This window comes from Tardiphaga sp. vice304 (genome assembly GCF_007018905.1).
GTDB lineage: Bacteria > Pseudomonadota > Alphaproteobacteria > Rhizobiales > Xanthobacteraceae > Tardiphaga.
Map to the genome: position 1 here is coordinate 1,984,794 of NZ_CP041402.1, position 26,506 is coordinate 2,011,299.

Below are 26,506 nucleotides of genomic sequence, written 5' to 3' on the forward strand. Positions count from 1 at the left end.
ATCGTCGAAAGTGACGGAAGTGACGCATTTTAACGCAGTGCAGATGCATTGAGCTACTAATTACTATTTTATATAGAATAAAGTCGGAATCTTAATGCCGAGGCTAGAAAGCAGCTGCCTCTAACGAGCGTCACCTTCGTCACTATGGTGATGAAACTTATTCTACTCAAGCGGGACATCTTAAAAGCGAGAGTAGAGCGTTCCGTTGGTATCCAAGATCGCGATCAATCGCACAAATGCCGAGGTCGTCGATGCGTCTAGCAGTCCGCTGAAAAACCCAAAATCCGACTATTTTCTTTCCAGCGGACAGGCGCGATGGTGGTGTAGTTAGCTGATCGGGCGTCGCGCGTCGTCGCCTGGACGGCGTGGAAGCTATGCGGCGAGCAGTTTTGGAATGCGGATCAGGTTGTAGGCGATTAGGTTGAGCATGAAGTCGGCGGCGACAGCGCCGATGCCGCGATGTTTGGTCTTGCGCATCGTGCCGTGTTGCTTGCCCCATCCGAAGATGCATTCGATCATCGCGCGCCGTGTCTGCGACATACCATAGCCCTCGTGGCGGGTGGTTCGCTCGTCGATCGCGCTGCGACGGCTGCGGCCGGTCTTGCCGATTGTATTGTTCTGCGTCACATGCGGCGTCACCTCGATGGCGCGCAGATTGGCGACATGATCGGCGGTGTCATAGGCCTTGTCCGCGCCGGCGGTGATGCGCCGGCCGGCCTGTTTGGCCTTGGCCTTGAGCATCTTCTCCGCGGCGCGACGCTCGGCGGTGCCGCTGGCATGCGTCACCATCCCGGCGACCGCCAGACCATTGCGGTTCTCCATGGTGGCATGGCCCATGTAGCAGAGCCTGGCCTCGCGGCCGGTGGCCTTGCGGTAGAGCCGGCTGTCGGGATCGCTGGTGGAGGCATGGGTGTCGTTTTTGCGGGTCTGGCCATGGAAGTTGGTGCCGTCGTCGCCGTCACTGCCGTCCTTGGGGCGGAAGCTCTTGTGGGAAGCCCAGGCTTCGATCAGCGTGCCGTCCACCGAGAAATGCTCGTCCGACAACAGCGCCTTGACCTCGGCGAGGTTCAGAAGCCTGGTCATGAACTTCGTGAACACGTCGCCGTTCTGCAGTCGCTCGCGGTTCTTCGTGAAGGTGGTCGGGTTCCAGACCCGGTCGTCCGGCGACAGCCCCACGAACCAGCGATACAATAGATTGTAGTCCAGTTGCTCCATCAGCTGGCGTTCCGAGCGGATGCCATAGAACACCTGCAGCAGCAGCGCGCTGAGCAATTGCTCAGGCGGGATCGACGGACGACCTTCCTTCGCATAGAGGCTGGAAAAGCTGCGGCTCATCTCGCCCAGCACATCACGGACTAGCGCCCGGACTTTCCTCAGCGGATGGTTCTGGGGCACCCGCGCATCCGGCGAGATATATGAAAACAGCCCGCCTTGATCCTCGAATGTCCCGCGCATGCCGACCTCCACCGATTCTCGACCAAATTGAATCAGGAAATGAACGCCGCCGCGAGGGATTTTTCAGCAAACTGCTAAATGTTTGAGGCCCCGATCACCGCGGTTCAATCGCTGTGACATGTTTCGCCACTGATAGGCACAATCTGATCCTGCTTTGAACATTCAAGCTCCGCCTCTGAGCGGTCGAAACGCATACATGGCGTAAAACGGTTTTTTCTTGTTCTGGCGAAAAAAGGAGCAATGTTACTCCGCAAGCAGTTTCTAATTTTATGAACATGGGTAAAAAATGTCCGGGACAGCTTCAATCTACTGGATGGATTAGTTTTTACAGGATTCACAATCGCTACATCGTCTGGATATTGCTCGAAGTCGCAGCTTAGTTGTCGAAAAATAAGTCTTGTAAAGTGTCCATGCGCATGTGCGCTGCAGATCCACAGCATGGAGCATACTAATGAGCAAGGAAACAGCAAAGCCAACACGTAAATATATTCCGCGGGACGATGCGCGACGTTTCTCAGATGGGGTGAGATTGCACCCTTTTGTTGGATATCAGCTTAACGATGGCTGGCAAGACTTTCGGCGAAATCATCCCTATTGCAAAACGACGCCGGCCGAGTTCGCAAAGTCAGCAATACCAGTACTACAAAGATTAGGCTTGATCACGTTGATTGATCCAGCTGTCGAGATCCCGGAATGGCTAAACGACCGGGACGCTGAGCTAGCTCGGCGAGGAGGTAAGCTGCCGATCTGGATGCCGATGCCAAAGTTTTCTTGGGATTTGGACCCATGGAAATATGCCATTCCGGAGATGCGTGGAAACGACATCATTTGGCTCGAGGCGCGCCTACCCAAAAAATTAAGTCGGCTCCATTGAACCGGAGCCAATGGCGGCAGACTTCCCGACTCGCTTAACTGTCTAGGAAAGTGGCCTTTTCTATACAGTTTGCTGGCGGGCTACCGACGAATCGGTGCTACCGCAATCGTTCCGCATGGCACAAAAGCCAAGCATGTCGCATCATCCGAAATGGCAGATCCCAATCCTGTAAATGAGACATGAGCATCGTGCTCATTGCCTCCCGAAACACTCAATAATGGATATGAGTATGAAAAAACCGACCAGAAATACAGGTAGCGTCAAGCGCGAAGAGTCGAGTGAATGGGGGATGGATAGTCGCTGGGAAGGTACCGCGATTATCTACGCCGCGAGCGGCGAAACCACGTTCGGATTTAGCGGAGAATACGATTTGTCGTTCCGAGATGAGACTCGCCCAAACGAACTTCGCGGCCATCGGGAAGATCGCCGCCGACGTGGCCTGAAAGTAAAGGACTTAAGTGGAGATAAACTACGCAACGAAATGCTCGTAGTGTTTGGCGCAGACATGTCCGCCAACGAAGCCATTGTGACGTTGAAGACCCTGCTGAAGCGCCTGATGGCTGAGGGCCTGTATGTTGGCCGGGACAACGACGGTGACTTCGTGAAGGAAGCCGTTAGCGATTGATACGGGGGCGAGGCATTTTCGGACAAGCTCCGGCTGCGTTCCAATCCTAGAACAGTTGGGGCGCAGCCGTACGAACGCTATGTTTACGGAGATGAGATGGGCTATCACAGCGAGTGTATGCGGTCCCCGACGTACATCGCTATGGTTCGGATGCGTACGTGCGGACGGCTGCCGCCGGAGTTGTTGATCTGGATGTCGATGGAGCTGAACTCCTTCAACGCTTCAGAGACGATCCGAGCTGGACCGTCGTCGGCGACAAAATCCTGCACGAAAGTCGTCGGAGCCGTGCCGCCGCCCTCGATCTCCGTACAACAATCTGACAGTCGCGACACCATGCCGCGACGGTGCCCCGTGACGCTAATTTCGGATGCGGCAGGTCTAGGTGAACTGTGCGCGACCTCAATGGGAGACATATATGAGAAAGCTCGTTCCGCTCTTCGATCATAAGGGCGTTCCACAGTTATGGCTCGGTCCGGATGAATGGTTATACGATCAACACGGCCAGCCCGCCGCGTTCATACTCGGGGATAGCATCTTCAGCGTTCGCGGGCTTCATATCGCTTGGTGGGATAGCGCCTCGGTGCTGGGCGGCGACGGCTCCGTCATGCTGGTCACGCGTGCGGGAAATCCCTGGGCAGGCGATGCACCCTACCAGCTCGGTCGAGCATCCCCGGCTCCGAAACTCGGCCCGGTAAAACCCGCTGTCGGCCGCATCCCCGCTAGGTTTCACATCAGGAGAGGTTGGTCTCGTCCTGACACGCTCATGGAACAGGTTGCTCTGGAACAGTCCTTGAAGCATCGCGGGAGGATGGCAGGGTAAGGGTACCAGTTGAGTTCAAAAAAGGACTTTAATCGCAAATTAGATAAGAAAATGGTCTTTTTGACAATAGGAGTAAAATCTTATAATGTCGCATCTGTAATATAATGGAGAGACAGATGTTAAAACGGCAAAGATCATCGGATTCCATCGTTCGCCACCAATTCGGAAACAGGAGCCAAATTGGCTCCTGTTTCGTTTAGGGGAGGTGACCATGGCCCAAAGTACATCGGTCAAGAAAATGCCCGACCCGACCATAAGCGAGTTGTTCGTTTTCGGCCGCGATAAGACGGGACGAGAACGAGGCGCACGATTCCTATCCTCGACCGACCTGGCGGTCAGGGCAGCTGTCGAAGACGGCTACAAAGCCGTCAGTCATCCGCCAAGTGGTTTTGCAGAAGTTGCGATGGACTTACCGTTGGGACAGATCAGCCCATCAGGGCGGCTCTCCATTCCCATCATTCAAACTAAGCTATTCCGCACAGTGACGTGGGCCGAGCGGCAGATCGAGCAGATGAAGCACGCCGAGCTACACGGTATCGCGTCGTCCAGCCTACTCAGTGTGGTCGGTGTCCAGGGATCCGGCAGCCCCGAATTGCCGGCCTATACTACGATGCCTGCAAGTTGGCAGGCCGTCGGTAACGGTAATCTCGTTCTGATCCACGGCGGCCCGGAGGTCGGATGGTGGGATGCCGTTGTCGTAGAGCGCATCGAAGACATCTTGACGCTGATGTTGCGCGACGACCCATGGCAGGGCGTGTTCTATCGTCATCGAAATGCAGTTGCGCTGATCAACTCGGGAGCAGCGTAGGCATCGTCAAAAAAGCCGAACATCATCCAATCGGAGAAACTGACATGACAAACAGTACCCACGCTTTGCCCGACTCTGCCCTTATCGCGCTCGGACATGATGAAAAGAAGCGCCCGCGCGGCGCTTGGTTCGCTCAACCCAACGACAAGCTTCTTGCAGCTTTGTCTGCCATGAGATGCCAAGTGCTTAGCAGCGTCCCGAATGCATTGCAGGACCTAGCTAGGAAGCTTCCGGAAGGTCGCCTGCTGTCGAGCGGCAAGGTCGTGCTGCCAAACATTGGAAGGGGTCTTCACGAACAGATCTCGGCCGCAAGCGCAAACGAGAACTCTAACGACTTGACCGCGACGTTGAATGAGCGGCTGCGCCCCGATAGCGATATGGTTGCAAGCGCCACCGCGAAAAAGATTCTATCGCAGCATTGGGATGACGTACGCGCAGGCGATGTGGTCTTGGCCCCCTTCGGCCCTGACGAAGGGTGGTGGGAAGCGACAGTTGTCGAGCGAGAGAATAGTGTTCTCACGCTCAGATACAGGGATTATCCGAAGGAGCCAACATTTGTGCGACACGTAAGCACGCTGGCTCGAATTCATCCCGATCTACTTTAACGTCCTGGTCGGCTTGCTTCTTCAGAGCTACTTAATGGGCTTTCCAGCCAAGAAATGGCCCGATCTACACGATCGGGCCATTTCTTACAATTCAGCCAATCAAGTGCACCAGTTTTCGTTGCGCCTCGCTGTCGCCTTCAATGTATCGCTGCGTCGTCAGAATTGACCTGTGTCCGGCGAGAAGCTGAACATCCCGGAGCGATCCGCCGGCGGCATAAACCATCTTTGCAGCCTTCGTGATGAAGGTGCGCCGTCCCGAGTGCGACGAGCAGCCGACTAGGCCAATCGCTTGATAAGCGCGGCCGAACCAAATGACGATACTGAGAGGCGTCATCGGACCGCCGCGTTCGGACTGGACAACTGCCGAGTTGCGTTCTCCTCTTGAAACCCGGCGAAGTGCGATCAATGACTGTCTAAGGTCAGCGTTCATCGGGATGATGCGGCCGCCACGCTTTTTCGCAATTCTGTCGTGCAGCGCAATCGATGTGCCGACGCTTCCTTCCGCGTCCACAACCATATCCCAAGTGAGCTTTGCAATTTCGGCCGCCCGCAGGCCTGCCTTGACTGACAGAAGTACGACGATGCGGTTGCGCAGGGGGTGGCGAGATTGCAGAGCCCAAAAGAGCAAGTCGTCGGCCTGGTCGGGCGTCAGAATTCGCGCTTGTCGGCCGGGCATAGGCGTTTCTCTGCATTCGTGATCATTTTAGCTTAGCCGAAATGATCGATAAAGGCGACGTCCAGAGCCATTCTATTGAGCTTTAACTGGCAAGCCGGACCGAAACGATCTGCACATCGACTCGATACTTCCAACATAAAATCATGAGTCTTAAGCGAAAGCAGAGTCGGGCCTTCTCTTCCGATCATGCTTCTTTTACAGCTTTTATTCGCTTCGAGACTTTGCTGGTCGCATGGGTAGTGCCAGACTTAGCAAACTCTTTTGCAGCTGCACTATTTATAGGCTTGCCATCGAGATGAGCTGTACGCGAGGCCATATCCCCGCTCGACCGCTCGTGTCCTGCATCTAGCGTATTATTGTCTCGATTTCGCCTGATGTTCTCCATCACGTTCCCAAAAGCCTCCTCCAGTTCCGCTATTTTACTGCGGAGGGCGATGAGTTCCTCATCGTACTTACTAAATCTGGCATCGATAAGCGGTTTCGTGTGTATCTTTCCCGTTGATGTTTTTAAGCTCGGCTCTTTGTTAGTGTTGCTTAAGGCTCTTTTGGACTTCTTCATGGCTAGGACGGCTCCAAATCGCGTTCATCGTTCTATCGTGCACAACTTTCCAGTTATTTTGGACAAGGTCTAGCTCTGAATTACGAATAACGCTGGCTGGAGGTCTCCCGTCTTCCTCGAATACTGTATCATTTAACCTAATGGTAGTTGGACTACGAGCGATTTGGCAAAGATGCATGAACTTCAGCTACTCGCTCATCGCCGAAGGGAAAAGTGGCCATCTAAAATCGGACTTTATAGATGTTCAGCGAAAGCCTAGCAGTCCAGACCGGATAGCTTTTGAGCAGAAGCTACCGCCAGTTCGTACGTGGTGTTCGAATCCCTCTCCCTCCGCCACCGCAGCTGCGCTTCCAATGCCACCCGCGGGCAAAGTCTCCAAAAAGCCAATAAAAACAACCTTCCCTTGAAGTGGTGCCGTACGAGAGAACTGCCGATTTTGGAGATTTGAGCCTGGAGACGGCGTTTTTCTCCAAAGCTTACACACACCTGCTTGTGCGGTGACGGGTAGGCGATCACCGCGTCGAGCGCCGCCGCGTCCCATTGGTCGGTTGTAGTAAGGATCATCGGCACAGTCTTGAAATCCCGTCGCCGGGGCAAGTGCGCGAGCTGGTCCGTCAGCTTCCGGAGCTGGCGCCCGTCGGATGGAACGAGCGTGCCGGTCTCTTGCGCGGCGGATGCATGATCCGTGCGGGCCAGGCTGATCGCCATCGCGCCCCATCCGAGCGTCTTGATGGCGGTACGTCTTCCAATCATCGTCATCGCATTCTCCAGGGGGTGTTCAGAAGAGCCATCGCGGCACCCGCGATGCGTAATCGATCCACTGCTTGCCAAAGCGTGCGGCCAGATGGCGCTCTTCAGGTCTTATTGCCAGTCTATCCACAATGAACGCCGAGACGATCTCCATGATAGCAAACCAACCGGCGGCAAATGCGAGGCCGATGCCGCCCATCAACATTGTGTTACCGAGGTAGATGGGATTACGCGTGAATCCAAAAGGTCCGTGGGTTACCAGACGGCTTGCACCGCGGTGCGGCAGAACACTGGTGTGCGCTTTATTTAATGTGATAATGGCCCAAACGTCGAGGCTGATGCCAGCCACCACGGATAGGTAACCGACGGATCGTACGGCAACGTTTTGCGGGATAGACATCGGTGAAATATAGCCGAGCGCTATGCTCAGCGTGGCAGCAACAGTCAATACAAGCGGCGGCCACGGCACCGCGTTGGGGCGTTTACTTATATCGTCCATCGCGGACATCTCCGAAGCAACACCGATCGTTTCGAACGCGCCCTGTCACAGGTGCCGGGCGCGAGGCCACTCGGGCGAGCTGTTTCTCGCGGACAGTCTATCTTACCACGACCTTCGAACCGTTCGGAATGCGGCTGTAAAGATCGATGATGTCCTGATTCACCATGCGGATGCATCCTGACGAAACAGCCTTGCCAATGCTGTCCGGCTCCGTCGTGCCGTGGATGCGAAACAGCGTGTCTTTGCCGCCTTTGAATAAGTATAGCGCGCGGGCGCCGAGCGGGTTCCTGGCACCGCCATCCATCCCGTCCTTCCATTGTTTGTATCGTGCGGGCTCGCGCTCGATCATGTCATTCGTGGGCGTCCAGTGAGGCCACTTTTTCTTGTACTCAATGGTCGCAGTTCCTGTGAATTCAAGGCCAGCCTTGCCGACCCCCACGCCGTATCGAAGCGCCTTGCCATGCTCCGTGACAAGGTAGAGAAATTTTTGGTGCGGATCGACAACGACCGTCCCCACAGGCTCGTTGGTCGGAAATTCTACAACTTGCCGCAAATACCTGGGATCCATCTTTCCAACATCGACGGCGTCGACACGATACGGCTCATTGATGGGAGCTGCATAGGCCTGCGCCTGGAGTGCGTCGACGGGCGCGGACAACGTTGCTACGGACTTGGAAGATGTCGTCGTACATCCGGCCAGGACGGCGGCCGAGCATGCGACCGCGAGGAATGTTGCAAACCGCCTGATCGGATCATTTTTCGTTGTACGCGTCGCAGACATTATTTTTTTGCCTTGGCACGCGCATCGCCGACGGCCTGCTTGAATTGGCTGTAGGTCAGAGCGGAGGTGACCCGGAAGCGGCCGACGATGTAGGCGGGAGTTCCCTGCAGGTCGAGGGAATCGGCCTGCGCCAGATGTTTCTTCAATGTTGCGTTGATTTCGTCGGTGTGAAGCTTCAGATCTTCATTGAGCTTCGCCATATCAACGCCGGACTTCTGGATGGCAGCGAGCATCTGATCCTCAGGAATTTTTGGCCCCGGGATTGCCATCAACGCGGCATGCACAGCGTCATATTTGCCTTGATATTTGGCCGCGAGAGCCATTTGCGCGCCGTATACCGAAGCTTTTGTGAGAATCGGCCAGTCCTTGTAGACAAGCCGAATTTGCCCGTCTTCCTTCACCACCCGCTCAAGGTCGGGCTCGGCCTTCTTGCAGTATGGGCAATTGTAATCAAAGAACGTCACGATGGTGATATTGCCTTTCGGATTTCCCCCCGTCGGTACGGTCGGGTCATTCAGGATCGCCTCGGAGGAGGTGTCGGAATCCTCGGCGTGAACGATCGACGCTCCCAGTGGAAATAAAAGAGCAAGCGACAGCAGCGAGCGGGTGATGATAGTTCGAATGGTATTCGGGCGCATGGGTTTCTCCGAGTTAAAACAGGTTAAATTGGGCTAAGTTGCTTGAGACGCGACGTAAAGGCTTTGGCGTCGACCGGTCCGACAAACCGCGTATCCGGCACTTCTTTGCCTTGGTGCGGGCTGAGGAAAATAATGGTCGGCGGGCCCACGACGCTGAATCGTTTCATCAAGGAACGGGTTTCATCGTTGTATTCGGTTGCATCCGCCCGAATGACAGCAAAGTCCTTGAGATGTTTGATAACATCGGGATCTGAAAATACGGTGCGATCCATCAACTTGCACTCGACGCACCACTCTGCGGAAAAGTCGAGCATCACCAGCTTGCCTTGCTGCGCCGCTCGTTCAACCGCGATATCGAGAGCGTCATTTGTCGTGACGTCTTCGAAAGACATCGCGCGGTTTGATGAGGCTGTCGGGAAGCCTGCAAGCGAGACCAGGTGTTCGGACGACCCATTTACCGATGCGATCATCGCGTAGACGCCGGATCCGATAACAACCAAGCCGAGCGACGCGAAGGCCATGGTCCGGGCCCCGCGCGGCGTTCCCCTCGACAACTGAGAACCAACCAGGAGGAGGCCGCCCGCGCTGGCTGCTACCCCGACAAGGAGCACCGTTATCCACAGAGGAATCACCCGCGACAGCATCCAGATCGCCATCCCGATAAACACGAATCCAAACACGTATTTCACGCGTGCCAGCCAGGGTCCGGACCGCGGAAGCACTCCCGCACCAAAAGTACCGAAGGCCAGCAGGGGAAGTCCCATCCCGAGGCCCAGCGCAAACAGAGCCAGCGCACCGCGCAACAGGTCGCCCGTCTGCGCAACATAGACGAGGGCTGCGGCCAAGGGCGGCGTGACGCATGGACCAACGATAAGCGCAGATCCGAACCCCATGATCGCCGCGCCGCTGAGCGAGCCGCTGCGCCGCCTTCCGGAGCCCATTAGCCGGTTCTGCCAGGACTGCGGGAGTTGCAGGTCGTAGAGCCCGAACATTGAAAGAGCCAAAGCGACAAAAAGGGCGCTCATCAATCCGAGTGCCAGGGGGGTCTGCAAGGCTGCCTGAAGATTTTGCCCCGACCAGGCGACGACGACTCCCAGCACCGCATAAGCCAACGCCATCGCAAGCACGTAAGCGCTCGAAAGCGCAAAGCCGCGTTTGGCTGTCAGCCGGTCACCGGACTGGGCCAACATTCCGGAAAGAATCGGAATCATCGGGAAGACGCAGGGCGTAAATGCCAAAAGCAGCCCGAATCCTATGAACGCGAGAACCATCGAGCCGATGCCGCCTCGAAGACCGCCTTGCTCTGCGGAGGGAGTAGGGGGGCTGTTATAGGTTGCCGGCACCGGAGCGTCGGGTTTCCACGTGGGCGGACTCGCCGACCCCGATGACGAAGGCCGCGAGTCAGTAATGGAAAGAGAGGTCACATCTACGATTTTTGTGGCGGGCGGGTAGCAAATTCCCTGCTCCGCGCATCCCTGATAGGACACTTCCAGTTGCTGGGTCGAGCCAAGGCCAGCCAAGGGAACGAAGGCCTTCACTTGCCGGTGATAAACTTCGGTTTGTCCAAAGGATGGATCGTCTTTCATCTCGCCCGGGGGGGTCCCGGTCCCCACAGGAGTACCATCCCTCTTGGAAACTGTAATCTTGTCCCGGTACAAGTAAGTCCCGGGGGCAATTTTCCATTCAAGGACAAGCTCGCCGGCAGTGCTGCGGGCGGCGGTCATATGGAACACCGTGTCCACACCCGGCGGCTGTTGCGCTTGTCCGTCCCCCGCTGAAATCAGCGCAAACGCGAAGGCAAGAGCCGCTCTCAATAACCAATACCGCATCATTCCCTCGACATTCTGGCCGCCTCCTCAAATCGACTGCCTACCTTAAGCCAGCCTTAAGCGGAGCCTCGCGGCATCGCCTATTGCGATAACGAGGCCGTGATGCGTCGCGACAGTAGGCAGGAGCTACGGTGAAACGGCTTTTCAAATGGTTCGGGAATTCACTTATGCAGCTGCGGTCTACATTGATCTGTCCCCATTGCGGTAATCAGGCAGAAGAAGCCATGCCGATTGACGCTTGCCAATTCTTCTATGACTGCAAGGGATGTGGCGCGCGGCTCAAACCTTTGGCTGGCGACTGTTGCGTGTTCTGCTCATATGGCTCGGTGCCGTGTCCGCCTATCCAGGAGAGCGGCAAGGATAGTTGTTGCAGTTAGCTTACAGCCAGAACCAGCTCGTCTCTGCCACGCCGCCAATCAATCAATCAAGACGATCGATTGAGGAAGCAATCACCTCATCAGCCATGAGATCTCGATAGATTCAGCTACGGTCCCATCGCAAGCGGATCGGAAACGATCAGTTTATCCGTATCGACCTTTTTAAGCTTACTCGACGCATCCGTAGAATTGAGAAATCCATCGAGCGATTGCTGAATGGTAAGCGTCGTCCTCAGGCCACGGCTCTGAGGTCTTGCTTTCGGTAGGCCGACGGCAATAGCGCGTCGATGTCGCGGTTGGGATGACCGTTGGCGATCCTGGAGAGGACGTCGGTCAGATAGCCAAGCGGATCGATGTCGTTGAGTTTGCAGGTTTCGATTAGGGAGGCGACCGTTGGCCGAGGATTGCGAGGTGTAATAGTCTGCGACGGCCTGGCGATCTTCCGGCGTCAGCGCATTCGCGATTGGCGTCATCACCGCCTTGCTGCGCTTGCCGTCAGCAAAGCTTTCCAACTGATGAACCAGATAAGCGGCGCTCAAGCCCGACAGGCGAGGATAGCCGTCCGCCGGAATACCTTCACCGGCTTCGCCGTGGCAGGAGGCGCAAGCATGTGCGCCCGTGCCATTTCCGTGAAGGGCGATGTCTCGCCCGTCGGCGGCTGAGACTCCAGAGGGGAGTAACAGGCCGGCGAGCGAGAGGATTGAGAGTAGATGGCAGAGAAACTGCACCGGGGATGGCATGGCCTTTATTTCTCAATAAAAAATGACGACAAATGCGGTCAGAATGTTCTCAGAACCCGCCAGCGGTTCACGCCATTACCGATAAGGGGGCAAAGGCCATTTAGTTCATTAGGAGTGAATAGGTGCCTGTAGCGCGACAATCAGGATGAGAATCCCGCGACAATCAGGATGAGAATGCGCCGCTGCTGGGTTGACGAAGGGAGGGCGTAGCCCGACCGGAGGCAGCCCAGCAGCGGCGTGTCGCCCGAACGGGCCTCATTTGGCGGTAACGGCGGCTGGTCAAAGATCGGGTTTCTCCTTTGAGAGGACCAATTCTTTGGCCGGCCGGCATGTCACCGATCAACAAATGAGGCTTTTCATGAGCTTGCGTCGCAACCATTCGCCAGCCGTCGCCGCTGCAAAGGCTGGTTTCAGCACCTCCGCCGCCTACCGGTTCGAAAAGGATCCCCGACTTCCCACCCAGAAGAAGTCGCCCCGCGAACGCCGCCGCGCTGATCCATTTGCCGATCTTTGGGAGAACGACATCCTCCCGATGCTGAACGCCGCCCCAGGCTTACGGCCGATCGCCGTGTTCGAGGAACTATGCCGCCGACATCCGGAGCTGGGTTCTGGAACGCGGCGGACGCTCGAGCGGCGCATTCGGGCATGGCGGGCGGTGAACGGGCCGGATCGGGAGGTGATCTTCCGTCAGGAACATCCGCCGGGTCGCATGGGGTTGTCGGACTTCACCGAGGTCGCCGATCTCGGCGTCACCATTGCGGGCCAGTTGCTGGACTGCCGGCTCTATCACTTCCGGCTGCCTTTCTCCGGCTTCGAACACGCCCATGTCGTACTCGGTGGCGAAAGTTTTGTCGCGCTGGCGGAAGGCTTGCAGAACGCGCTGTGGTCGCTGGGCGGGGTGCCGGAGCAGCACCGCAGCGACAGCCTGTCAGCCGCGTTCCGCAATCTCGGCGCTGAAGCCAAGGAGGATTTGACGACGCGCTACGAGGCGTTCTGCAGTCATTACGGCATGACGCCGACCCGCAACAATCCCGGCGTGTCGCATGAGAACGGCTCGATCGAAAGTGCGCATGGCCATCTCAAGAGAGCGCTGGCCGATGCCCTGCTGCTGCGTGCCTCTCGCGACTTCGACGATCTTCCGGCATGGCGTGGTTTTGTCGACGAGATCGTTGGCCGCGGCAACGCGCGCAATGCCAAGCGCATCGATCAGGAGCGGACGGCGCTACAGAAACTGCCGGTCCGCAAGACCGCCGATTATGAGGAGGTCAACGTCGATGTAACGACATCAAGCGCCTTCACGTTGCGCAAGGTGTTTTACTCGGTCCCCTCCCGCTTGATCGGTCACCGGCTGCGGGTGCGTCTCTATGACGACCGGCTCGAATGCTTCCAGGGCGCCACCCACATCGTCACCCTGCGGCGCGGGCGAAGCCAGCCCAACGGCAAACACGGCCATGTCATCGACTATCGTCACGTCATCCATTCGCTGCGCCGCAAACCGATGGCGCTGCTCAATCTGGTCTATCGAGACCAGTTGTTCCCCCGCCGCGTTTACGCTCGTGCGTTCGACGCCTTGCTCGCCGGCATTGGCGAAAGACCAGCCTGCCGTGCGATGGTCGGGCTTCTGGCGCTCGCACATGAACGGGCCTGCGAAGCGGAACTCGGTGCCGTGCTGCAAGCCACGCTCGACGACGGCATCCTGCCGGATCTCAAGGCGCTGATCGAACGCTTCCGACCGAAGGGCATGGCACTACCGGTCGTCGTCGTCACGCTGCCCTCGCTCGCTATCTACGACCAGATTGCCGCGGCTGTGGGAGAAGCCGCATGAACGCGACCGTCAAGATCGACGCCGCCCGTGTCGAATTGCTGCTCAGCGAACTGCGTCTGCCCGGCATCAAGCTGATCTGGGCCGCCCTGGCGGAAACCGCCGATAAGGAAGGCTGGCCCGCCGCCCGCTTCCTGGCGGCCCTGGCTGAACAGGAGATGGTGGAGCGAAACCGTCGTCGCTTCGAACGTCATCTGGATGAAGCCCGCCTGCCGCCGGGCAAGACCCTCGCTGCATTCGACTTCGATGCAGTGCCGATGATCTCAAAGGCGCAGGTGCAGGCTCTCGCCGCCGGTGACGCGTGGCTCGACAGGGGCGCCAATCTGTTGTGTTTTGGCCCGCCTGGCGGCGGCAAATCGCATCTGGCAGCGGCGCTCGGCATGTCCCTGATCGAAAAGGGTTGGCGCGTGTTGTTCACCAGAACCACCGATCTCGTGCAAAAGCTCCAGATCGCGCGCCGCGACCTCACGCTCGAAGCCGCGATAGCCAAGCTCGACAAATATCATCTGCTGATCCTCGACGATCTCGCCTATGTGACCAAAGATCAAGCCGAGACCAGCGTTCTGTTCGAACTGATCAGCGCCCGCTACGAACGCCGCTCAATGCTCATCACCGCCAATCAGCCATTCGGTGAATGGGGAAAAATCTTCCCGGACCAAGCCATGACGCTGGCGGCGATCGACCGCCTCGTCCACCACGCCACGATCCTCGAAATGAATGTCGACAGCTATCGCCGAAAAGAGGCTGTCGACAAAGCCCGCGGAGCCGGAAGGCCGCCAACGCGCGCGACAATCAAAGCGTCATCCTGATTGTCGCTCCACGACAATCAACTCCACGACACGCAATTATCACTTGCGTTATCGTCAGGCCGCGACAATCATCCCCACGCCGCGACCGCTAAATTGCCATCCTGATTGTCGCGCTTCCCATCCAGATTGACGCGCTACAGGTGCCGCTGATGCACATCACGCCCGCACGGTCTGTGTTTGATACGACCATTCGACAAGATCGATAGATCCTTCAACGTTGCGAGGGGCGATATTGACAGAGGCGGCGAACGACAGAGGCGTCATTTCCTCATATCTCAAGCATGTTTCAACGACCCAAGCCGCCAAGCCAATCAACGAAACAATCCAAAACAGCGAAATCCCATTCATCATCATTCGATGTCTGAAATCATCGTGTGAAGCGTCCCTGCGCTGAAACTGTATGAGATTTCCAGGCCTTGTCATCGAGAGCTCGCATGATGTCGGTCTCGCTAAGCAGCAAACTTGCGCTCCTTATGCGGTATGTCGAACTCGCCGCCCTTTAGCATGTGAGACCAGTACAGCCACGGCAGGAATTTCGTTTTGAGTATCCATGCCGACCAACGAGGAACGCGCGGATCAAACGGAAAACTCGGCGTAACCTTGCCGCCGTACCCAAATTCAGCAAGCACAATCTTTCCGTAGGCGACAGTCAACGGACACGAACCGTATCCGTCATAACGACTGCTTACCGTGTTACCGTCCATCACCGCGAGAAGATTTGAAACGACGACGGGCGCCTGCATTCGAACCGCGGCCGCAGTCTTCGCGTTTGGCGTCGAAGCACCATCACCGAGGCCAAATACGTTCTTGAAACGGTTGTGCTCGAGCGTCGCCTGATCAACGTCAACCCATCCCGCCTCATTGGCCAACGAACTTTGCTTCACGAAATCAAGAGCCGTCTGCGGTGGTGCGACATGGATCATATCGAACTTCCTGACGATCTCCGATGTAACTCCGTCGGCTACTGTGACAGCGAAGATTGCCTCCTTGGCGGCACCGTTGATCGCCTTCAGGTTCGTCTTGAAATTCAAGGTAATTCCGTACTCATCGACGGCCGCCTGCAGAGGCGTGACAAAAAATGGCACGCCAAAAAGCACGTCGCCGGCAAGACAGAATTCGATCTTGGATTCTGCGAGTTTCCCGTGCTTCCGCCAATAGTCGGCCGCCAGGTACATGATTTTCTGTGGTGCGCCGGCACATTTGATCGGCATCGGCGGCTGCGAGAATAGCGCTGTCCCGCCACGAAAGTCCTGAAGGCAGCGCCACGTGTACTCGGAACCTGATGCGCTGTAGTTGCTGCATACGCCGTTACGACCGAGCGTCTCTTTCAGTCCCGCGATTGCCTCCCAATTCAGTTTGAGACCCGGGCACATCACCAGGTAGTGGTAGTTCAACGTCGATCCATCGCTCAGCGAGACCTCGTTATTCTCCGGAGCAAACGTGGCAGCCGACGCCTTGATCCAGGTGGCGCGCTTGGGAATAAGCGACGCCTCCTGCCTGATCGTCTGCTCTTTCGTGAAAACGCCCGCCCCAACCAGGGTCCACCCCGGCTGATAGGCATGGGTTTCAGAGGGTTCGACGATTGCGACCCGCAGGTTCGGCCGATGCTTCAACAGTGCAGCGGAGACGGTGATACCGGCCGCGCCTCCCCCGACGACGACGACATCGAAGCTGTTCTGCAACTTCAAGTCGTTGGCTGCACGCATCATGTCGCCCTCAATTTATAATTATCGAATATGATTGATACATAATTTACTTAATGATATAATCTGTTCGATGTAAAGGAATGTTGAAAGGCTGCAATGGTTCCCACCCCGCTTTGCGATTTTAGCTCGATCCAAAGAAGACGGACGCCCGCTGTCATAAGAGACCGCCAAGGTGCATCTCGGGAGACCCTGCTGGGACACTGCAGACGAGGCGGTATCTGATGGAGCTCACCACTGGTTCTCAGTCGTCCGAAGCTCCGATGATCACAATCGGGACGCTGGCTCCTGATTTCACGGCGCGGACCACATTGGGTCAAAGATCTCTCTCCGATTATCGGGGGCGCTGGCTTGTCTTTTTCTCACACCCAGCTGATTTTACGCCGGTTTGCACGAGCGAGTTTGTTACTTTCAGCAAGCTGTTTCCGGCGTTTCAGGAACTGAATTGCGATCTCTTGGCGCTCTCCGTCGACAGCTTGTCTTCGCATATCGCTTGGGTGCTTTCGATCAAAGAGCGGTTTGACGTATCTGTTACCTTTCCGCTGATCGAGGACCCTTCAATGTCCATTGCACGGGCGTACGGCATGCTTCCGCCGGACGCGCTGGACAGTTCAACTGTCCGCGCCAGCTTCGTCATCGATCCGGATGGGGTCATCCGGGCGATCAGCTGGTATCCGATGTCAGTCGGGCGATCCGTGGCCGAAATTCTACGGCTCGTCACAGCCCTGCAAACCTCGGATGCAGATGCGGTTTCGACCCCCGAGGGTTGGCAGTCAGGCGATCCTGCAATTGACGCGGCCCCGCTCTCGCTGGAGGACGCCATAAATCACCAGCCAAGTGCCGCCGCGCCGGATTGGTATTTTCGATTTCGAGACAAGGGCGCCAAATGACAACGGCATCAATCGCCAAACCCGACGTCCGCGGATTCTACGATCCGAGAACGTTTAGCATACAGTACGTCGCGTCCTGTCCGCGCACCCGTCGCTGCGCCATCATCGATCCGGTTTTTGATTTTGATGAGAAGTCCGGCGCGACAGCCACGAAGAGCGCCGACGCGATCCTGGCGTATGTCGAAGAAAAGGGGCTTTCCGTCGAGTGGATATTGGACACCCACCCGCATGCCGACCATTTTTCCGCGGCTCGTTATTTGAAGGATAAGACCGGAGCCCCGACCTGCATCGGCGACCGTGTGGGGGACGTGCAAGAGCTTTGGAAGAAGATCTATAACTGGCCACGATTGCCAGCGGATGGATCCCAATGGGATCGGCTTTTCGCCGATGGCGAAACCTTCCAAATCGGTGACATCCCCGTTTCCGTCCTCTTTTCGCCAGGTCACACTCTTGCCTCCATATCCTATGTCGCTGGCGACGCCGCTTTCATCCATGACACGTTGTTCATGCCCGATAGCGGAACCGCACGATGCGACTTCCCCGGTGGAAGCGCTCACAGGATGTGGGAGTCAATCCAGCGCATCCTTGCGCTGCCCGATGCGACACGCCTTTTTACGGGGCATGACTACCAACCAGGGGGGCGCGATCCGGCGTGGGAGAGCACCGTCGCTGATCAGAAGCGCAGCAATATCCATATCGCCGGCAAGGACGAGGCATCCTACGTTGGGCTGCGCAAGGAGCGAGATCGCAAGATGGAGATGCCGCGCCTCATCCTGCACGCCTTGCAGGTCAACATCCGCGGCGGCCGACTTCCGGAGCCAGAAGACGATGGCAAGCGCTTCCTGAAAATTCCGCTCGATGCGCTGGAAGGAGCTCACTGGAAATGACTCCTCAAGCCGAAGCAATGATGAAGAACGTCCGGGCGGCCGCCGATCTGATGAAGAGCCTGGCCAATCCAAATCGCTTGTCGATCGTTTGCTGTTTGGTGAACGGCGAGTTTTCGGTAAGCGAGCTCGAAAATTTGCTCGAAATTCGCCAACCGACGTTATCGCAACAGCTCGCCGAACTCAGGGAAGCAGGGCTTGTGACGACGCGACGGGATGCCAAGCAAATATTCTACAGTCTCACCGACGCGCGGGCTGGCCAGATGATCGCTGCGCTGGAAGAGATCTTCTGCGATGACGAAACGCGTTCACTGCTCCGGTCGCGATCCCTCCTTGCACGGAAGGAAGATCAAGAGCCCGCCCTGCTGGCAATCGGCTCGTCGCAGTTTGCCAAGGTCCACCTCGGCGGAAGATCTCCTAAATGATTCACATGGCTCCGACCTACGCAGATTCATTCATCGGCGGCATGCTAATCGGCTTGTCCTCCCTGATCCTGCTGCTTCTCAACGGACGCATCGCCGGCATCAGCGGTATCTTTGCATCGCTCTTCGGACAGGCGGATCGTCAGCTTTGGGGCAACCTGGCCTTCGTCGTCGGTCTCATCCTTGGTCCGCTGCTGTTTCGCGGCGCGTTCGGCGATTGGCCGCTGGTCCGCATTCCTACCTCTTTGCCGCTGCTGATCGTCGCGGGGCTCCTGGTCGGCTTCGGCACGCGTCTGGGCTCAGGGTGTACCAGCGGGCACGGCGTTTCGGGCCTCGCGCGACTGTCGCCGAGATCGATGGCTGCCGTTGCCGTCTTCATGTTCGTCGCTGTGCTTACGGTCTATCTCAAACGGGCGGGCGGTTGGATATGAACATGCTTCGTATAATGGTCGCGCTCGTCGCAGGCGTCGTTTTCGGTTTCGGCCTGGCGTTCTCCGGGATGATGGACCCGGGGCGCGTCGAAGCGTTCCTGGACATCACAGGCCCGTGGAATGCGAACCTCGCCTTCGTGCTCGGCGGCGCGGTGCTGGTGGCCTTTATTGGCGTCCGGATTGGCAAACGGATGCAACAGCCGGTGCTCGCCGACAAGTTCAACTTGCCGACCCGGACGACGATCGACGCCCGCCTGCTTGGGGGCGCGGCGATTTTCGGCGTCGGATGGGGACTTGCGGGCTTCTGCCCGGGTCCGGCCGTCGCGTCGCTTGCGCTCGGTGTCCCCACGGTCCTCGGGTTCGTGGCAGCCATGTCGGTCGGTATGATCGCGCATGACCAGCTGACACGATCCGGAGCCGGACGGCTCGGTACATGATGCATGTTACGGCTATCCTGGCCACGCTTTCGGGCGGCCTTGTCGGGTTCTCTTTGGGACTTATCGGTGGCGGCGGATCCATTCTCGCCACACCGCTGCTGCTGTATTTCGTAGGCGTGACCCCGGCCCATACGGCGATCGGCACCAGCGCCATCGCCGTTGCCGTCAATGCGTATGTCAACCTGATCGGGCATGCCCGCGCCGGAAACGTGCGCTGGCGCGCCGCAGTGCTGTTCGCGGGCGTTGGCGTGGTCGGCGCGTTTGTCGGCTCGACACTCGGCAAATCGATCGACGGCGACCGTCTGTTGTTCTTTTTCGGCCTGCTGATGATCGCGGTCGGCGCCTTGATGATCAACAAGAGCGACAACCCCCACGTGGTTGAGCGGCGTCCCGGCCTGAAGGCGGACCTGATCGTTGCGATCACGGCGTTTTTCGCCGGTGTCGCCTCCGGCTTCTTTGGCATCGGCGGCGGTTTCCTCATCATGCCCTGTCTGGTCCTCGCGACGGGCATGCCAACGATCAAGGCGGTGGGCACATCGCTTTTCGCGGTCGGCGCCTTTGACACGGGAACGGCGATAAATTATGCGTGGTCGGGGTTGATCGATTGGCCGGTCGCAATCGAGTTCATGCTCGGCGGAGCCATCGGCGGGTACTTCGGCATGAAAAGCGCTGTCCGACTGGCCGACAAGAAGGGCGTGCTCAACAAGATCTTCGCGTGCCTGATTTTTATCGTTGCCGCTTATGTCTTGTACCGCAGCGGCCGAAGCCTGTACGCCTGACCCGCCAGCAGGGTGCGAACGCCTTTGGATTTCGCCCGCAATTCGACGCCTTAAGGCTGCCTTAAGCTGGACTGTGCACAGGGGAATGGCGTTGACGAGGGCGGGATGAGACTCTTGATAGTCGAAGACGACGTTGTGCTGCTCGACGGACTCAAGGTCGGCCTGGCCATGCTGGGGTCGACTGTCGATGCTGTCGAATGTTGCGGCGACGCCCTCGCTGCACTCTCCACATCAAGTTTCGACGCCATCGTGCTCGACGTGATGTTGCCCGACGGCTCCGGGCTGGAATTGCTGCAGCAGATCCGCTCTGCGGGAAATAACACGCCTATCCTCCTGCTGACGGCACTCGACGACGTCAGGGACCGGATCAAGGGACTGGATTCGGGAGCCGACGATTATCTGGGCAAACCTTTCGACCTTGACGAACTCGGCGCGCGGGTTCGGGCGATCGTTCGTCGCAAGGAAGGAAGGGCAACTCCCACTTTGCGGTATAACGGGATTGTACTCGATCCCGCGACCTTGACGGTAAAAGTCGACACCAGACCTGTTCAACTGTCCCGACGCGAGTTCGCCATTCTGACGACGCTGCTTGAGCGCCCGGAGGCGATCAGATCTAAGGCTGAACTGGAGGAACGCCTCTACGGTTGGCAGGAAGAGGTCGAAAGCAACGCGATTGAGGTTCATATTCATCATCTACGCAACAAGATCGGTCGCGCCCATGTCGAGACCGTGCGCGGTATTGGCTATCGGCTGCGATCCGCAGAATGAGACTGGCTCGATCAATCAGGGGCCGCCTTTTCGTCGTCCTGGTAACAGCGACGGTGTTCGTATGGCTATGCGCAAGCGCATGGATTTTTCTGCAAACTCGCAGAGAGGTCGAACACGTCCTCGATACCCGCCTGCAGGAGGCGGCTCGAATGGTCAGCTCTCTGGCATTCAATGGATCTGGCGCGACAGACACCTTGGCAATGCCCGACAATTCGCTCCCACAAACCACCAGTTATGAGCGGCAGCTTTCTTGCCAGATCTGGTCCCTGGACGGACGATTGATGGCACGTTCCAGCGGTGCGCCGAGTAACAGCCTGGGCGGCGATGACGATGGATTTTCCGACCGGCTGGTCGACGGGGAAACCTGGCGCGTCTATGCCGTCTCAGATCCCGGCAAACGTATCCGCGTGCTGGTTGGCGATCGTCTTGGCCTGAGAGAGCGACTGGTAAGCGATCTCATCCTCGGCTTGCTGTGGCCGGCCATGTTCATCGTGCCGTTACTCGGCTTTCTGATATGGGGCATTCTTGGACGAGGACTCCGTCCTTTGCAAACGATGGCAACGGACTTGAAGCGCCGCGGTGTCGAAGATCTCAGTCCACTCGAAGTGGATCATGCCCCGCCCGAGCTTGCGCCTCTCGCAAGCTCACTCAACGGACTGTTCAAGCGCGTCGATGCTGTGCGTCGGCATGAAAGGGATTTTACGGCCTTCGCCGCACATGAACTGCGGACGCCGATTGCAGGATTGAAGGTCCAAGCCCAGGTCGCCATGGGAACGAAGGATTCATCGCAGCGAAATGCGGCCCTTCACAACATCATCCTGTCCGTTGACCGAATCTCGCGACTATCCAGGCAATTGCTCACCGTCGCTCGACTTGATGCGCAACTTCATGAGGACGTTCGGCAAGAGGTCAACGTCCTGCAGCTGCTCAGTGAGATTATGGCCGAGATGCCGGCAAGTACCGGTCTGCGCGTCATTCTCAATGACTCGCTTCGAAACGCCACGATCGTAACGAGCCGGGATCTGCTGGCAATTGCTCTGCGCAACCTGCATGAAAATGCGCTCCACCATAATAATGGGCAGGGCGCAATTTCATGGAAAGCGGTGACTAGTGGCGCCGTCGTGGAGATCACTATCGAAGATGATGGACCGGGCATCCCAGAGAGTGAAATGCATCTGGTCAAATCGCGGTTTTTTCGAGGGCGACACAAAAGCTCGTCCGGTAGCGGCCTCGGGCTTGCGATCACCGAGATCGCCGTGACGCGACTCAACGGATCACTTACACTTAGCAATCGAGCGAGTAAAACGGGACTGCGAGCGGTTGTTCGATTGCCGGCGAACTTGCCGGCGGACGCCGGCTAACAGAGATAAAGCCACCAGCGAGCGCTGCTTGCGTCAAAATACCAGGCGTCCGCGGATGCTGACCCGCGTGGCGCCCGGACAACATCATCCTATCGGCTTTACGGCTGCAATTGAACGTAGCCTTCCTGCACGAGCTGGGTGATCCGCAGATTGGCTCCGGCATTGACCTTGATGTTTGGCAGCAGATCGGCGTTTGTCCAGTTGTTGCTTCTGGCCGTCTGGCCACACTCTTCAAGTTCGATGCCGGTCTTCTGAAGATCGGCAATTGCCTCCTTGTAGGGATTGCCCTTGTCGGACTTCCTGACCTTGTTATAGGCCGCATCGTTCAGCAACATGTAGCCCATCGCGCCATGAAAGACGGACTTGATGGTCCACTTGGTCTTCGAGCGATCGAAGTTCTGGGTCATCAACTTCATGTAAGTGAGCCCGATCGAGGCGTCGCCCGCAAATGCAGGGTGGTCCATATTGAACACGACCTTGGCTTCCTTCAGATCGACCGGGATGTCGATCTTCAAAGGCTGCGCGGCGGCGGCGTCCTCGGCATGGAGCGATATGGCGCTGGATAGGAGCAGTAGACTTCCGGCGGCGAGCGACAGAATGGAATTCTTCATCGTAAAAATCCTTTCGAGGAATATTTGGGTCGTTTTATTCGTAGATCGGTCGATCCTCGGATCTGAAAGCGGGACTGAGACTGTCTTGTTGTCATCCAGCCGCCGACCATGAGCCGTGGAAGGCGCGTTGTTTGGCATCGACGCTATTTCTTGAATTGGGACGCTTCGAGTTCGAGATAGATGCGATAGGCGTTGCCGCGGTTGTTACTGCTGAAGGCTGGCATCGAACTGTATTTGGACCAGTCTGTCTGATCGTACGCCGCGTTGAATTCGGTCCAGTTTTCGACGGCCTTTCCCATCTCGGCACGGACGTAGGAGATATAGTCGCGAGTGAACGAAATGGCTTCCTTGGCGGCAGCAGACGGTCTGCCGTGGCCGGGAATGATGAATTTCGGATTGAGCCGGAGCACTTCGTCGAGTGCCTTCAGCCATTGCACTGTGCTGACATCGTCGCTGTTCATGAAGGGAATGCGGCTGTTCTGCACGATATCTCCAGCAAACAGCACGCCGTCCGGCTGCACCAGCATCATGAGATCGCTGCCCGAATGAGCCGGGCCGGCATAGATCAGTGACAGCCGGGTGCTCCCCAGTCCGATCGTCATCCGGTCATCGAAAGTGATGTCGGGAGGGACGACGCGCGTATCCTGGTTGACCCACGGCGCCAGCGCGCTGCGGCGCTGTCCCAGCCGGTCGCCAGCGCGTTCGTCCGATGTCTCTTCATTCTCATTGTATTCGAGCGCGCGCTCCTGCGCCACAATCGGCGCATCCGTGTGGTCTTTGAGCGCCTGCAGGCCATAAATGTGGTCGGCATGATAATGGCTGGCAACGACGAATCTCAGGGGAAGAGGCGTGCGCTTGCGAATTTCCTGCAACAGTGCCCACCCCAGACTTGGCGTCCCCAGTGCATCGAACACCACGACGCCATTCGACGTGATGATGAAGCCGGCGTTGGAAGTATTTCCCTGATTCTCTTTCCCGGGAATGCCAGGATTGCCGATACTGTAGAAAATCTGGCTGCCCGGCACCTGTTCGATGACAAGAGGCTGTGTCAACGGCGCATAGTCGCTCGCCGCCTCGCTGCGTGCGGAAACCCCGAAGCTCGCGAGAGCGTACATGACTGCGCCAATCACTCGATGATTCAATTGACGTCCTCGCAATAGAGCTTCTTCACCACTTTTATCAACTTGGCGACGCGTTGATCGGCAATCCGATAGTGCAGGGTTTGCGATTCTCGCCGGAATGTAATCAGCCCGTCCTCACGCAATTTGGTCAGGTGCTGGGAAAGTGCCGACTGGCTGAGCCCAATCGCTTCCACGATTTCGCTGACGCGCATTTCCCGGTTCATCATCAGATGACACAGGATCAACAAACGCTTTTCGTTGCCTAGCAAATTCAAAAGACGTGCGGCGTCATGAGCTTGCTTTGCAAGAAGCTTTTGTTCCGCACGTCGCGACTTCTGCTGTTCGATCGTGGCTATATCCATCGTTCCTGTCCGCACGCTGCACCGCAATACAGCGGAATCTTTATTAGCGTTGACTAAATTAGAGACCGACGATAGCGTTTCTTTAAATAAAAATCTAGTCGCTTCGATTCAGTGGAGGAAGCGTGAAGTTGAAGTCTGGTAACGGCGGAAAGCAAGCGCAGGACGGCGCTTCTCTTTTGGGAAGGCGGTCACTGCTGAAATTATCTGGAGCACTCGCGGGCGGGCTGATTGCCGGCGGAGGCCGCGCCGTTGCCGAGGATGCTCCTCCGTTAGATAATCCGTGGACACAATCGATTGGGCCGGGCGTAGTAGACCGCCCTTACGGCAGACCGGCAGATGCGCAAAACGGTGTCATCAGGAGGAACGTTCCATGGCTTACCGCCGGCACCGAATCCTCGATCAGCTTTTCGCCCTTGCAGGACCTCCACGGCATCATTACGCCCAACGGCCTTTTTTTCGAACGCTACCATTCCGGTCGGCCGGACGTGGATGCGACGCAACATCGGCTGATGATCCATGGGATGGTTGACCGCCCCATTGTTTTGACGATGAAAGATATCGAACGATTCCCCTCAACATCGCGCGTGCACTTCATCGAATGCCCTGCGAACGGCGGGATGGAATGGCGCTCTGCACAGCTGAATTCGCTTCAATTCACGCATGGCATGATCAGTTGCGCCGAATGGACCGGCGTTAAGCTATCGACACTGCTGGAGGAAGTCGGTCTCAAAAAGGAAGCAAAGTGGATCATGGTAGAGGGCGCCGATGGCGCCCACATGAGCCGAAGCTTGCCCCTGGATAAGTGCCTTGACGATTGCATCGTGGTCTACGCGCAAAACGGCGAGGCGCTGCGGCCCGAACAGGGCTATCCGCTTCGACTGGTGGTCCCCGGTTGGGAGGGCAATGTCAGCATCAAATGGCTTCGCCGGATCAAGGTCGGCGACAAGCCCTGGTATTCCCGCGAAGAGACGTCGAAATACACCGATCTCATGCCCGACGGTAAATCGCGCGGGTTCACCTGGCTGATCGACGCCAAGTCGGTGATCACGTTCCCCTGCCCCGAGAAACCTCTCAGCGGACCCGGTCTCTACGAAATTCGGGGCCTTGCATGGACGGGTACCGGAAAGATCAAGGAGGTGCACGTTTCCGCGGACGGTGGCGCCAACTGGCAGCAGGCCGAACTGAAGGAACCGGTTCTGTCGAAAGCCCTGACGCGTTTTACGTTGCCATGGCGATGGGACGGCAAGCCGGCGCTTCTGGAATCGCGGGCCGTGGATGAAGCGGGCTTCGTTCAACCGACCATCGCTGAATTGAGAAAAGTCAGAGGCACCAATTCGGTATATCACAACAACTCAATCCAGACATGGCAGGTCAAGTCGGACGGGAGCGTCTTCGATGTTCAGACTAGCTAGAGCCTGCGGCGCGGCCGCGATCGTTCTGGGATTGACCGTGGCAGCGGCCTCGGCCGCTGAAAAGCAGCCGTTCGGTTATGGAACGCCGGCAACCGCGGCACAGGTAGCGGGCTGGAACATCGACGCGCGCGGTGACGACGGCGAGGGACTCCCTGCGGGGAAGGGTGACATCGCGCACGGCACTGAGGTTTATGCCGACCAGTGCGCGGCATGTCATGGCACCTTTGGTGAAGGCGAGGGCCGTTATCCAAAACTTGCCGGCGGCGCTGGTTCATTGAAGGCCGACCGGCCTGAGCCAACAGTTGGAAGCTACTGGCCATTTGCGGTGACGCTGTGGGATTATATCAATCGCGCAATGCCGTTCCCGGCACCACATTCGCTATCGTCTGACGACGTCTACGCGCTGACGGCCTATATTCTCCATCTGAACAATATCGTGCCGGACGATTTTGTCGCCGACAAGACCAGCCTGCCAAAAGTGAAAATGCCCAATCACGACAGTTTCACGTGGACAGATCCGCGGCCGGATACCGCCAACAAACCCTGCATGACGAAGTGCGCCGATCCGGGTAGCATCAGGATTGTCTCGACGGCCGAAGGGCAGAACCTGACGCCCCGGACGACAGGGACGCTCGACGATATGCAGCCGAAATGAACT

30 protein-coding genes and 3 pseudogenes are annotated in these 26,506 nt (G+C 57.4%); 18 read left to right on the forward strand and 15 right to left on the reverse strand.

Translation table 11 applies throughout. The features are described 5' to 3' along the window. Positions 1-372: 372 nt before the first annotated feature. Entirely contained in the window at positions 373-1,455 is a 1,083-nt protein-coding gene (locus FNL56_RS09360; protein WP_143577452.1) for an IS5 family transposase, read from the reverse strand. 451 nt (positions 1,456-1,906) lie between these two features. Between FNL56_RS09360 and FNL56_RS09365 the strand changes: the two genes are divergently transcribed. Beyond that, complete coding sequence (locus FNL56_RS09365; protein ID WP_143577721.1) at positions 1,907-2,329, forward strand: hypothetical protein; 423 nt, start codon at positions 1,907-1,909, stop codon at positions 2,327-2,329. A gap of 229 nt (positions 2,330-2,558) precedes the next feature. Beyond that, positions 2,559-2,954 carry a hypothetical protein gene (locus FNL56_RS09370; protein WP_143577722.1) on the forward strand — a complete coding sequence of 132 codons (396 nt, stop codon included), beginning with the start codon at positions 2,559-2,561 and terminating at the stop codon, positions 2,952-2,954. A gap of 104 nt (positions 2,955-3,058) precedes the next feature. Here FNL56_RS09370 and FNL56_RS09375 read toward each other — a convergent pair whose 3' ends face one another. Further along, entirely contained in the window at positions 3,059-3,289 is a 231-nt protein-coding gene (locus FNL56_RS09375) for a hypothetical protein (protein ID WP_143577723.1), read from the reverse strand. Positions 3,290-3,369: 80 nt separating this feature from the next. Here FNL56_RS09375 and FNL56_RS28985 point away from each other — a divergent pair, with 80 nt between their 5' ends. The 3 genes from FNL56_RS28985 to FNL56_RS28335 all read left to right on the forward strand — a co-directional run bounded on the left by FNL56_RS28985 (position 3,370) and on the right by FNL56_RS28335 (position 5,187). Next, positions 3,370-3,774, forward strand: coding sequence for a 4-fold beta flower protein (locus FNL56_RS28985; protein WP_441351277.1), 405 nt, complete (start codon positions 3,370-3,372; stop codon positions 3,772-3,774). Positions 3,775-3,985: 211 nt separating this feature from the next. Continuing rightward, on the forward strand, positions 3,986-4,582 hold the full coding sequence (locus FNL56_RS09380; RefSeq protein ID WP_143577724.1) for a hypothetical protein: 597 nt from the start codon (positions 3,986-3,988) through the stop codon (positions 4,580-4,582). Positions 4,583-4,626: 44 nt separating this feature from the next. Further along, complete coding sequence (locus tag FNL56_RS28335; RefSeq protein ID WP_246661640.1) at positions 4,627-5,187, forward strand: hypothetical protein; 561 nt, start codon at positions 4,627-4,629, stop codon at positions 5,185-5,187. Between the two features lie 91 nt (positions 5,188-5,278). Here the strand turns inward: FNL56_RS28335 and FNL56_RS09390 are convergent, their stop codons facing one another. The 7 genes from FNL56_RS09390 to dsbD all read right to left on the reverse strand — a co-directional run bounded on the left by FNL56_RS09390 (position 5,279) and on the right by dsbD (position 10,922). After that, on the reverse strand, positions 5,279-5,863 hold the full coding sequence (locus FNL56_RS09390; RefSeq protein WP_143577725.1) for a tyrosine-type recombinase/integrase: 585 nt from the start codon (positions 5,861-5,863) through the stop codon (positions 5,279-5,281). Between the two features lie 184 nt (positions 5,864-6,047). Beyond that, positions 6,048-6,422, reverse strand: coding sequence for a hypothetical protein (locus tag FNL56_RS09395; protein ID WP_143577726.1), 375 nt, complete (start codon positions 6,420-6,422; stop codon positions 6,048-6,050). 255 nt (positions 6,423-6,677) lie between these two features. Beyond that, positions 6,678-7,181, reverse strand: a complete 504-nt coding sequence (locus FNL56_RS09400) for a hypothetical protein (RefSeq protein ID WP_143577727.1) — start codon at positions 7,179-7,181, stop codon at positions 6,678-6,680. A 19-nt stretch (positions 7,182-7,200) separates the two neighbouring features. Then, complete coding sequence (locus FNL56_RS09405; protein WP_246661641.1) at positions 7,201-7,671, reverse strand: methyltransferase family protein; 471 nt, start codon at positions 7,669-7,671, stop codon at positions 7,201-7,203. 97 nt (positions 7,672-7,768) lie between these two features. Then, positions 7,769-8,452, reverse strand: coding sequence for a L,D-transpeptidase (locus FNL56_RS09410; RefSeq protein WP_143577729.1), 684 nt, complete (start codon positions 8,450-8,452; stop codon positions 7,769-7,771). Then, positions 8,452-9,090, reverse strand: coding sequence for a DsbA family protein (locus FNL56_RS09415; RefSeq protein WP_143577730.1), 639 nt, complete (start codon positions 9,088-9,090; stop codon positions 8,452-8,454). Before FNL56_RS09415 ends, FNL56_RS09410 begins: the two co-directional genes overlap by 1 nt. A gap of 23 nt (positions 9,091-9,113) precedes the next feature. Next, on the reverse strand, positions 9,114-10,922 hold the full coding sequence (gene dsbD, locus FNL56_RS09420; protein ID WP_143581957.1) for a protein-disulfide reductase DsbD: 1,809 nt from the start codon (positions 10,920-10,922) through the stop codon (positions 9,114-9,116). A 164-nt stretch (positions 10,923-11,086) separates the two neighbouring features. Between dsbD and FNL56_RS28340 the strand changes: the two genes are divergently transcribed. Further along, positions 11,087-11,296 carry a GDCCVxC domain-containing (seleno)protein gene (locus FNL56_RS28340; protein WP_143578574.1) on the forward strand — a complete coding sequence of 70 codons (210 nt, stop codon included), beginning with the start codon at positions 11,087-11,089 and terminating at the stop codon, positions 11,294-11,296. A 232-nt stretch (positions 11,297-11,528) separates the two neighbouring features. On the opposite strand, the pseudogene FNL56_RS27660 reads toward FNL56_RS28340, so the two are convergent. Continuing rightward, positions 11,529-11,687, reverse strand: a pseudogene (locus FNL56_RS27660) (transposase domain-containing protein); the annotation flags it as partial. A gap of 37 nt (positions 11,688-11,724) precedes the next feature. Next, positions 11,725-12,036, reverse strand: a pseudogene (locus FNL56_RS28345) (c-type cytochrome); the annotation flags it as partial. A 316-nt stretch (positions 12,037-12,352) separates the two neighbouring features. On the opposite strand from FNL56_RS28345, the gene istA reads away from it, so the two are divergent. Both istA and istB read left to right on the forward strand, forming a co-directional pair. Next, positions 12,353-13,861: an IS21 family transposase gene (istA, locus tag FNL56_RS09435; RefSeq protein WP_143581927.1), complete on the forward strand. Its 1,509-nt coding sequence runs from the start codon at positions 12,353-12,355 to the stop codon at positions 13,859-13,861. Further along, entirely contained in the window at positions 13,858-14,667 is an 810-nt protein-coding gene (istB, locus tag FNL56_RS09440) for an IS21-like element helper ATPase IstB (protein WP_143581712.1), read from the forward strand. The genes istA and istB overlap by 4 nt, the downstream gene beginning before the upstream one ends. Positions 14,668-15,116: 449 nt before the next feature. Here the strand turns inward: istB and FNL56_RS09445 are convergent, their stop codons facing one another. Continuing rightward, positions 15,117-16,376 (reverse strand): NAD(P)/FAD-dependent oxidoreductase, encoded by a 1,260-nt coding sequence (locus tag FNL56_RS09445; RefSeq protein WP_210245492.1) that lies wholly within the window; start codon positions 16,374-16,376, stop codon positions 15,117-15,119. A 218-nt stretch (positions 16,377-16,594) separates the two neighbouring features. Between FNL56_RS09445 and FNL56_RS09450 the strand changes: the two genes are divergently transcribed. The 8 genes and pseudogenes from FNL56_RS09450 (at position 16,595) to FNL56_RS09485 (ending at position 22,342) form a co-directional block, all read left to right on the forward strand. Next, on the forward strand, positions 16,595-17,260 hold the full coding sequence (locus tag FNL56_RS09450) for a peroxiredoxin (RefSeq protein ID WP_143581959.1): 666 nt from the start codon (positions 16,595-16,597) through the stop codon (positions 17,258-17,260). Between the two features lie 35 nt (positions 17,261-17,295). Next, positions 17,296-18,147: pseudogene (locus FNL56_RS09455) on the forward strand (MBL fold metallo-hydrolase); the annotation flags it as partial. Further along, positions 18,144-18,569 (forward strand): ArsR/SmtB family transcription factor, encoded by a 426-nt coding sequence (locus FNL56_RS09460; RefSeq protein ID WP_143577736.1) that lies wholly within the window; start codon positions 18,144-18,146, stop codon positions 18,567-18,569. The pseudogene FNL56_RS09455 and the gene FNL56_RS09460, both read left to right, overlap by 4 nt. Before the next feature lie 5 nt (positions 18,570-18,574). Continuing rightward, positions 18,575-18,997, forward strand: coding sequence for a YeeE/YedE family protein (locus FNL56_RS09465; RefSeq protein WP_143577737.1), 423 nt, complete (start codon positions 18,575-18,577; stop codon positions 18,995-18,997). Between the two features lie 2 nt (positions 18,998-18,999). Beyond that, positions 19,000-19,434 carry a DUF6691 family protein gene (locus tag FNL56_RS09470; RefSeq protein WP_441351278.1) on the forward strand — a complete coding sequence of 145 codons (435 nt, stop codon included), beginning with the start codon at positions 19,000-19,002 and terminating at the stop codon, positions 19,432-19,434. Continuing rightward, the gene (locus FNL56_RS09475) at positions 19,431-20,213 is read left to right on the forward strand and encodes a sulfite exporter TauE/SafE family protein (RefSeq protein WP_143581960.1); all 783 of its coding nucleotides are present in this window, start codon (positions 19,431-19,433) and stop codon (positions 20,211-20,213) included. The genes FNL56_RS09470 and FNL56_RS09475 overlap by 4 nt, the downstream gene beginning before the upstream one ends. A gap of 105 nt (positions 20,214-20,318) precedes the next feature. Beyond that, positions 20,319-20,981, forward strand: a complete 663-nt coding sequence (locus FNL56_RS09480; protein WP_143577740.1) for a response regulator — start codon at positions 20,319-20,321, stop codon at positions 20,979-20,981. Next, on the forward strand, positions 20,978-22,342 hold the full coding sequence (locus FNL56_RS09485; RefSeq protein WP_143577741.1) for an ATP-binding protein: 1,365 nt from the start codon (positions 20,978-20,980) through the stop codon (positions 22,340-22,342). The genes FNL56_RS09480 and FNL56_RS09485 overlap by 4 nt, the downstream gene beginning before the upstream one ends. 98 nt (positions 22,343-22,440) lie before the next feature. Here FNL56_RS09485 and FNL56_RS09490 read toward each other — a convergent pair whose 3' ends face one another. The 3 genes from FNL56_RS09490 to FNL56_RS09500 all read right to left on the reverse strand — a co-directional run bounded on the left by FNL56_RS09490 (position 22,441) and on the right by FNL56_RS09500 (position 24,436). Continuing rightward, positions 22,441-22,953, reverse strand: coding sequence for a DsrE family protein (locus FNL56_RS09490; RefSeq protein WP_143577742.1), 513 nt, complete (start codon positions 22,951-22,953; stop codon positions 22,441-22,443). A gap of 143 nt (positions 22,954-23,096) precedes the next feature. Beyond that, positions 23,097-24,068, reverse strand: a complete 972-nt coding sequence (locus tag FNL56_RS09495) for an MBL fold metallo-hydrolase (protein ID WP_143577743.1) — start codon at positions 24,066-24,068, stop codon at positions 23,097-23,099. Positions 24,069-24,091: 23 nt separating this feature from the next. Beyond that, positions 24,092-24,436: an ArsR/SmtB family transcription factor gene (locus FNL56_RS09500; protein ID WP_143577744.1), complete on the reverse strand. Its 345-nt coding sequence runs from the start codon at positions 24,434-24,436 to the stop codon at positions 24,092-24,094. Between the two features lie 122 nt (positions 24,437-24,558). Here FNL56_RS09500 and soxC point away from each other — a divergent pair, with 122 nt between their 5' ends. Both soxC and FNL56_RS09510 read left to right on the forward strand, forming a co-directional pair. Next, the gene (soxC, locus tag FNL56_RS09505) at positions 24,559-25,848 is read left to right on the forward strand and encodes a sulfite dehydrogenase (RefSeq protein WP_143577745.1); all 1,290 of its coding nucleotides are present in this window, start codon (positions 24,559-24,561) and stop codon (positions 25,846-25,848) included. Then, positions 25,832-26,503, forward strand: coding sequence for a c-type cytochrome (locus FNL56_RS09510; RefSeq protein ID WP_143577746.1), 672 nt, complete (start codon positions 25,832-25,834; stop codon positions 26,501-26,503). Before soxC ends, FNL56_RS09510 begins: the two co-directional genes overlap by 17 nt. Positions 26,504-26,506 lie beyond the last annotated feature (3 nt).

Excerpts from the sequence above, each read along its gene's own strand:
- FNL56_RS09465 (WP_143577737.1), top strand. The coding sequence starts at position 18,575 with ATGGCTCCGACCTACGCAGATTCATTCATCGGCGGCATGCTAATCGGC.
- FNL56_RS09510 (WP_143577746.1), top strand. The coding sequence starts at position 25,832 with ATGTTCAGACTAGCTAGAGCCTGCGGCGCGGCCGCGATCGTTCTGGGA.
- FNL56_RS09360 (WP_143577452.1), bottom strand. The coding sequence starts at position 1,455 with ATGCGCGGGACATTCGAGGATCAAGGCGGGCTGTTTTCATATATCTCG.
- FNL56_RS09445 (WP_210245492.1), bottom strand. The coding sequence starts at position 16,376 with ATGATGCGTGCAGCCAACGACTTGAAGTTGCAGAACAGCTTCGATGTC.
- FNL56_RS09380 (WP_143577724.1), top strand. The coding sequence starts at position 3,986 with ATGGCCCAAAGTACATCGGTCAAGAAAATGCCCGACCCGACCATAAGC.
- FNL56_RS09485 (WP_143577741.1), top strand. The coding sequence starts at position 20,978 with ATGAGACTGGCTCGATCAATCAGGGGCCGCCTTTTCGTCGTCCTGGTA.
- FNL56_RS28335 (WP_246661640.1), top strand. The coding sequence starts at position 4,627 with ATGACAAACAGTACCCACGCTTTGCCCGACTCTGCCCTTATCGCGCTC.
- FNL56_RS09470 (WP_441351278.1), top strand. The coding sequence starts at position 19,000 with ATGCTTCGTATAATGGTCGCGCTCGTCGCAGGCGTCGTTTTCGGTTTC.
- FNL56_RS09370 (WP_143577722.1), top strand. The coding sequence starts at position 2,559 with ATGAAAAAACCGACCAGAAATACAGGTAGCGTCAAGCGCGAAGAGTCG.
- FNL56_RS09490 (WP_143577742.1), bottom strand. The coding sequence starts at position 22,953 with ATGAAGAATTCCATTCTGTCGCTCGCCGCCGGAAGTCTACTGCTCCTA.
- FNL56_RS09500 (WP_143577744.1), bottom strand. The coding sequence starts at position 24,436 with ATGGATATAGCCACGATCGAACAGCAGAAGTCGCGACGTGCGGAACAA.
- FNL56_RS28985 (WP_441351277.1), top strand. The coding sequence starts at position 3,370 with ATGAGAAAGCTCGTTCCGCTCTTCGATCATAAGGGCGTTCCACAGTTA.
- FNL56_RS09405 (WP_246661641.1), bottom strand. The coding sequence starts at position 7,671 with ATGGACGATATAAGTAAACGCCCCAACGCGGTGCCGTGGCCGCCGCTT.
- FNL56_RS09415 (WP_143577730.1), bottom strand. The coding sequence starts at position 9,090 with ATGCGCCCGAATACCATTCGAACTATCATCACCCGCTCGCTGCTGTCG.
- FNL56_RS09395 (WP_143577726.1), bottom strand. The coding sequence starts at position 6,422 with ATGAAGAAGTCCAAAAGAGCCTTAAGCAACACTAACAAAGAGCCGAGC.
- FNL56_RS28340 (WP_143578574.1), top strand. The coding sequence starts at position 11,087 with ATGCAGCTGCGGTCTACATTGATCTGTCCCCATTGCGGTAATCAGGCA.
- FNL56_RS09480 (WP_143577740.1), top strand. The coding sequence starts at position 20,319 with ATGAGACTCTTGATAGTCGAAGACGACGTTGTGCTGCTCGACGGACTC.
- FNL56_RS09460 (WP_143577736.1), top strand. The coding sequence starts at position 18,144 with ATGACTCCTCAAGCCGAAGCAATGATGAAGAACGTCCGGGCGGCCGCC.
- istB (WP_143581712.1), top strand. The coding sequence starts at position 13,858 with ATGAACGCGACCGTCAAGATCGACGCCGCCCGTGTCGAATTGCTGCTC.
- FNL56_RS09410 (WP_143577729.1), bottom strand. The coding sequence starts at position 8,452 with ATGTCTGCGACGCGTACAACGAAAAATGATCCGATCAGGCGGTTTGCA.
- dsbD (WP_143581957.1), bottom strand. The coding sequence starts at position 10,922 with ATGATGCGGTATTGGTTATTGAGAGCGGCTCTTGCCTTCGCGTTTGCG.
- FNL56_RS09375 (WP_143577723.1), bottom strand. The coding sequence starts at position 3,289 with ATGGTGTCGCGACTGTCAGATTGTTGTACGGAGATCGAGGGCGGCGGC.
- FNL56_RS09475 (WP_143581960.1), top strand. The coding sequence starts at position 19,431 with ATGATGCATGTTACGGCTATCCTGGCCACGCTTTCGGGCGGCCTTGTC.
- FNL56_RS09400 (WP_143577727.1), bottom strand. The coding sequence starts at position 7,181 with ATGACGATGATTGGAAGACGTACCGCCATCAAGACGCTCGGATGGGGC.
- FNL56_RS09495 (WP_143577743.1), bottom strand. The coding sequence starts at position 24,068 with ATGTACGCTCTCGCGAGCTTCGGGGTTTCCGCACGCAGCGAGGCGGCG.
- FNL56_RS09450 (WP_143581959.1), top strand. The coding sequence starts at position 16,595 with ATGGAGCTCACCACTGGTTCTCAGTCGTCCGAAGCTCCGATGATCACA.
- FNL56_RS09365 (WP_143577721.1), top strand. The coding sequence starts at position 1,907 with ATGAGCAAGGAAACAGCAAAGCCAACACGTAAATATATTCCGCGGGAC.
- FNL56_RS09390 (WP_143577725.1), bottom strand. The coding sequence starts at position 5,863 with ATGCCCGGCCGACAAGCGCGAATTCTGACGCCCGACCAGGCCGACGAC.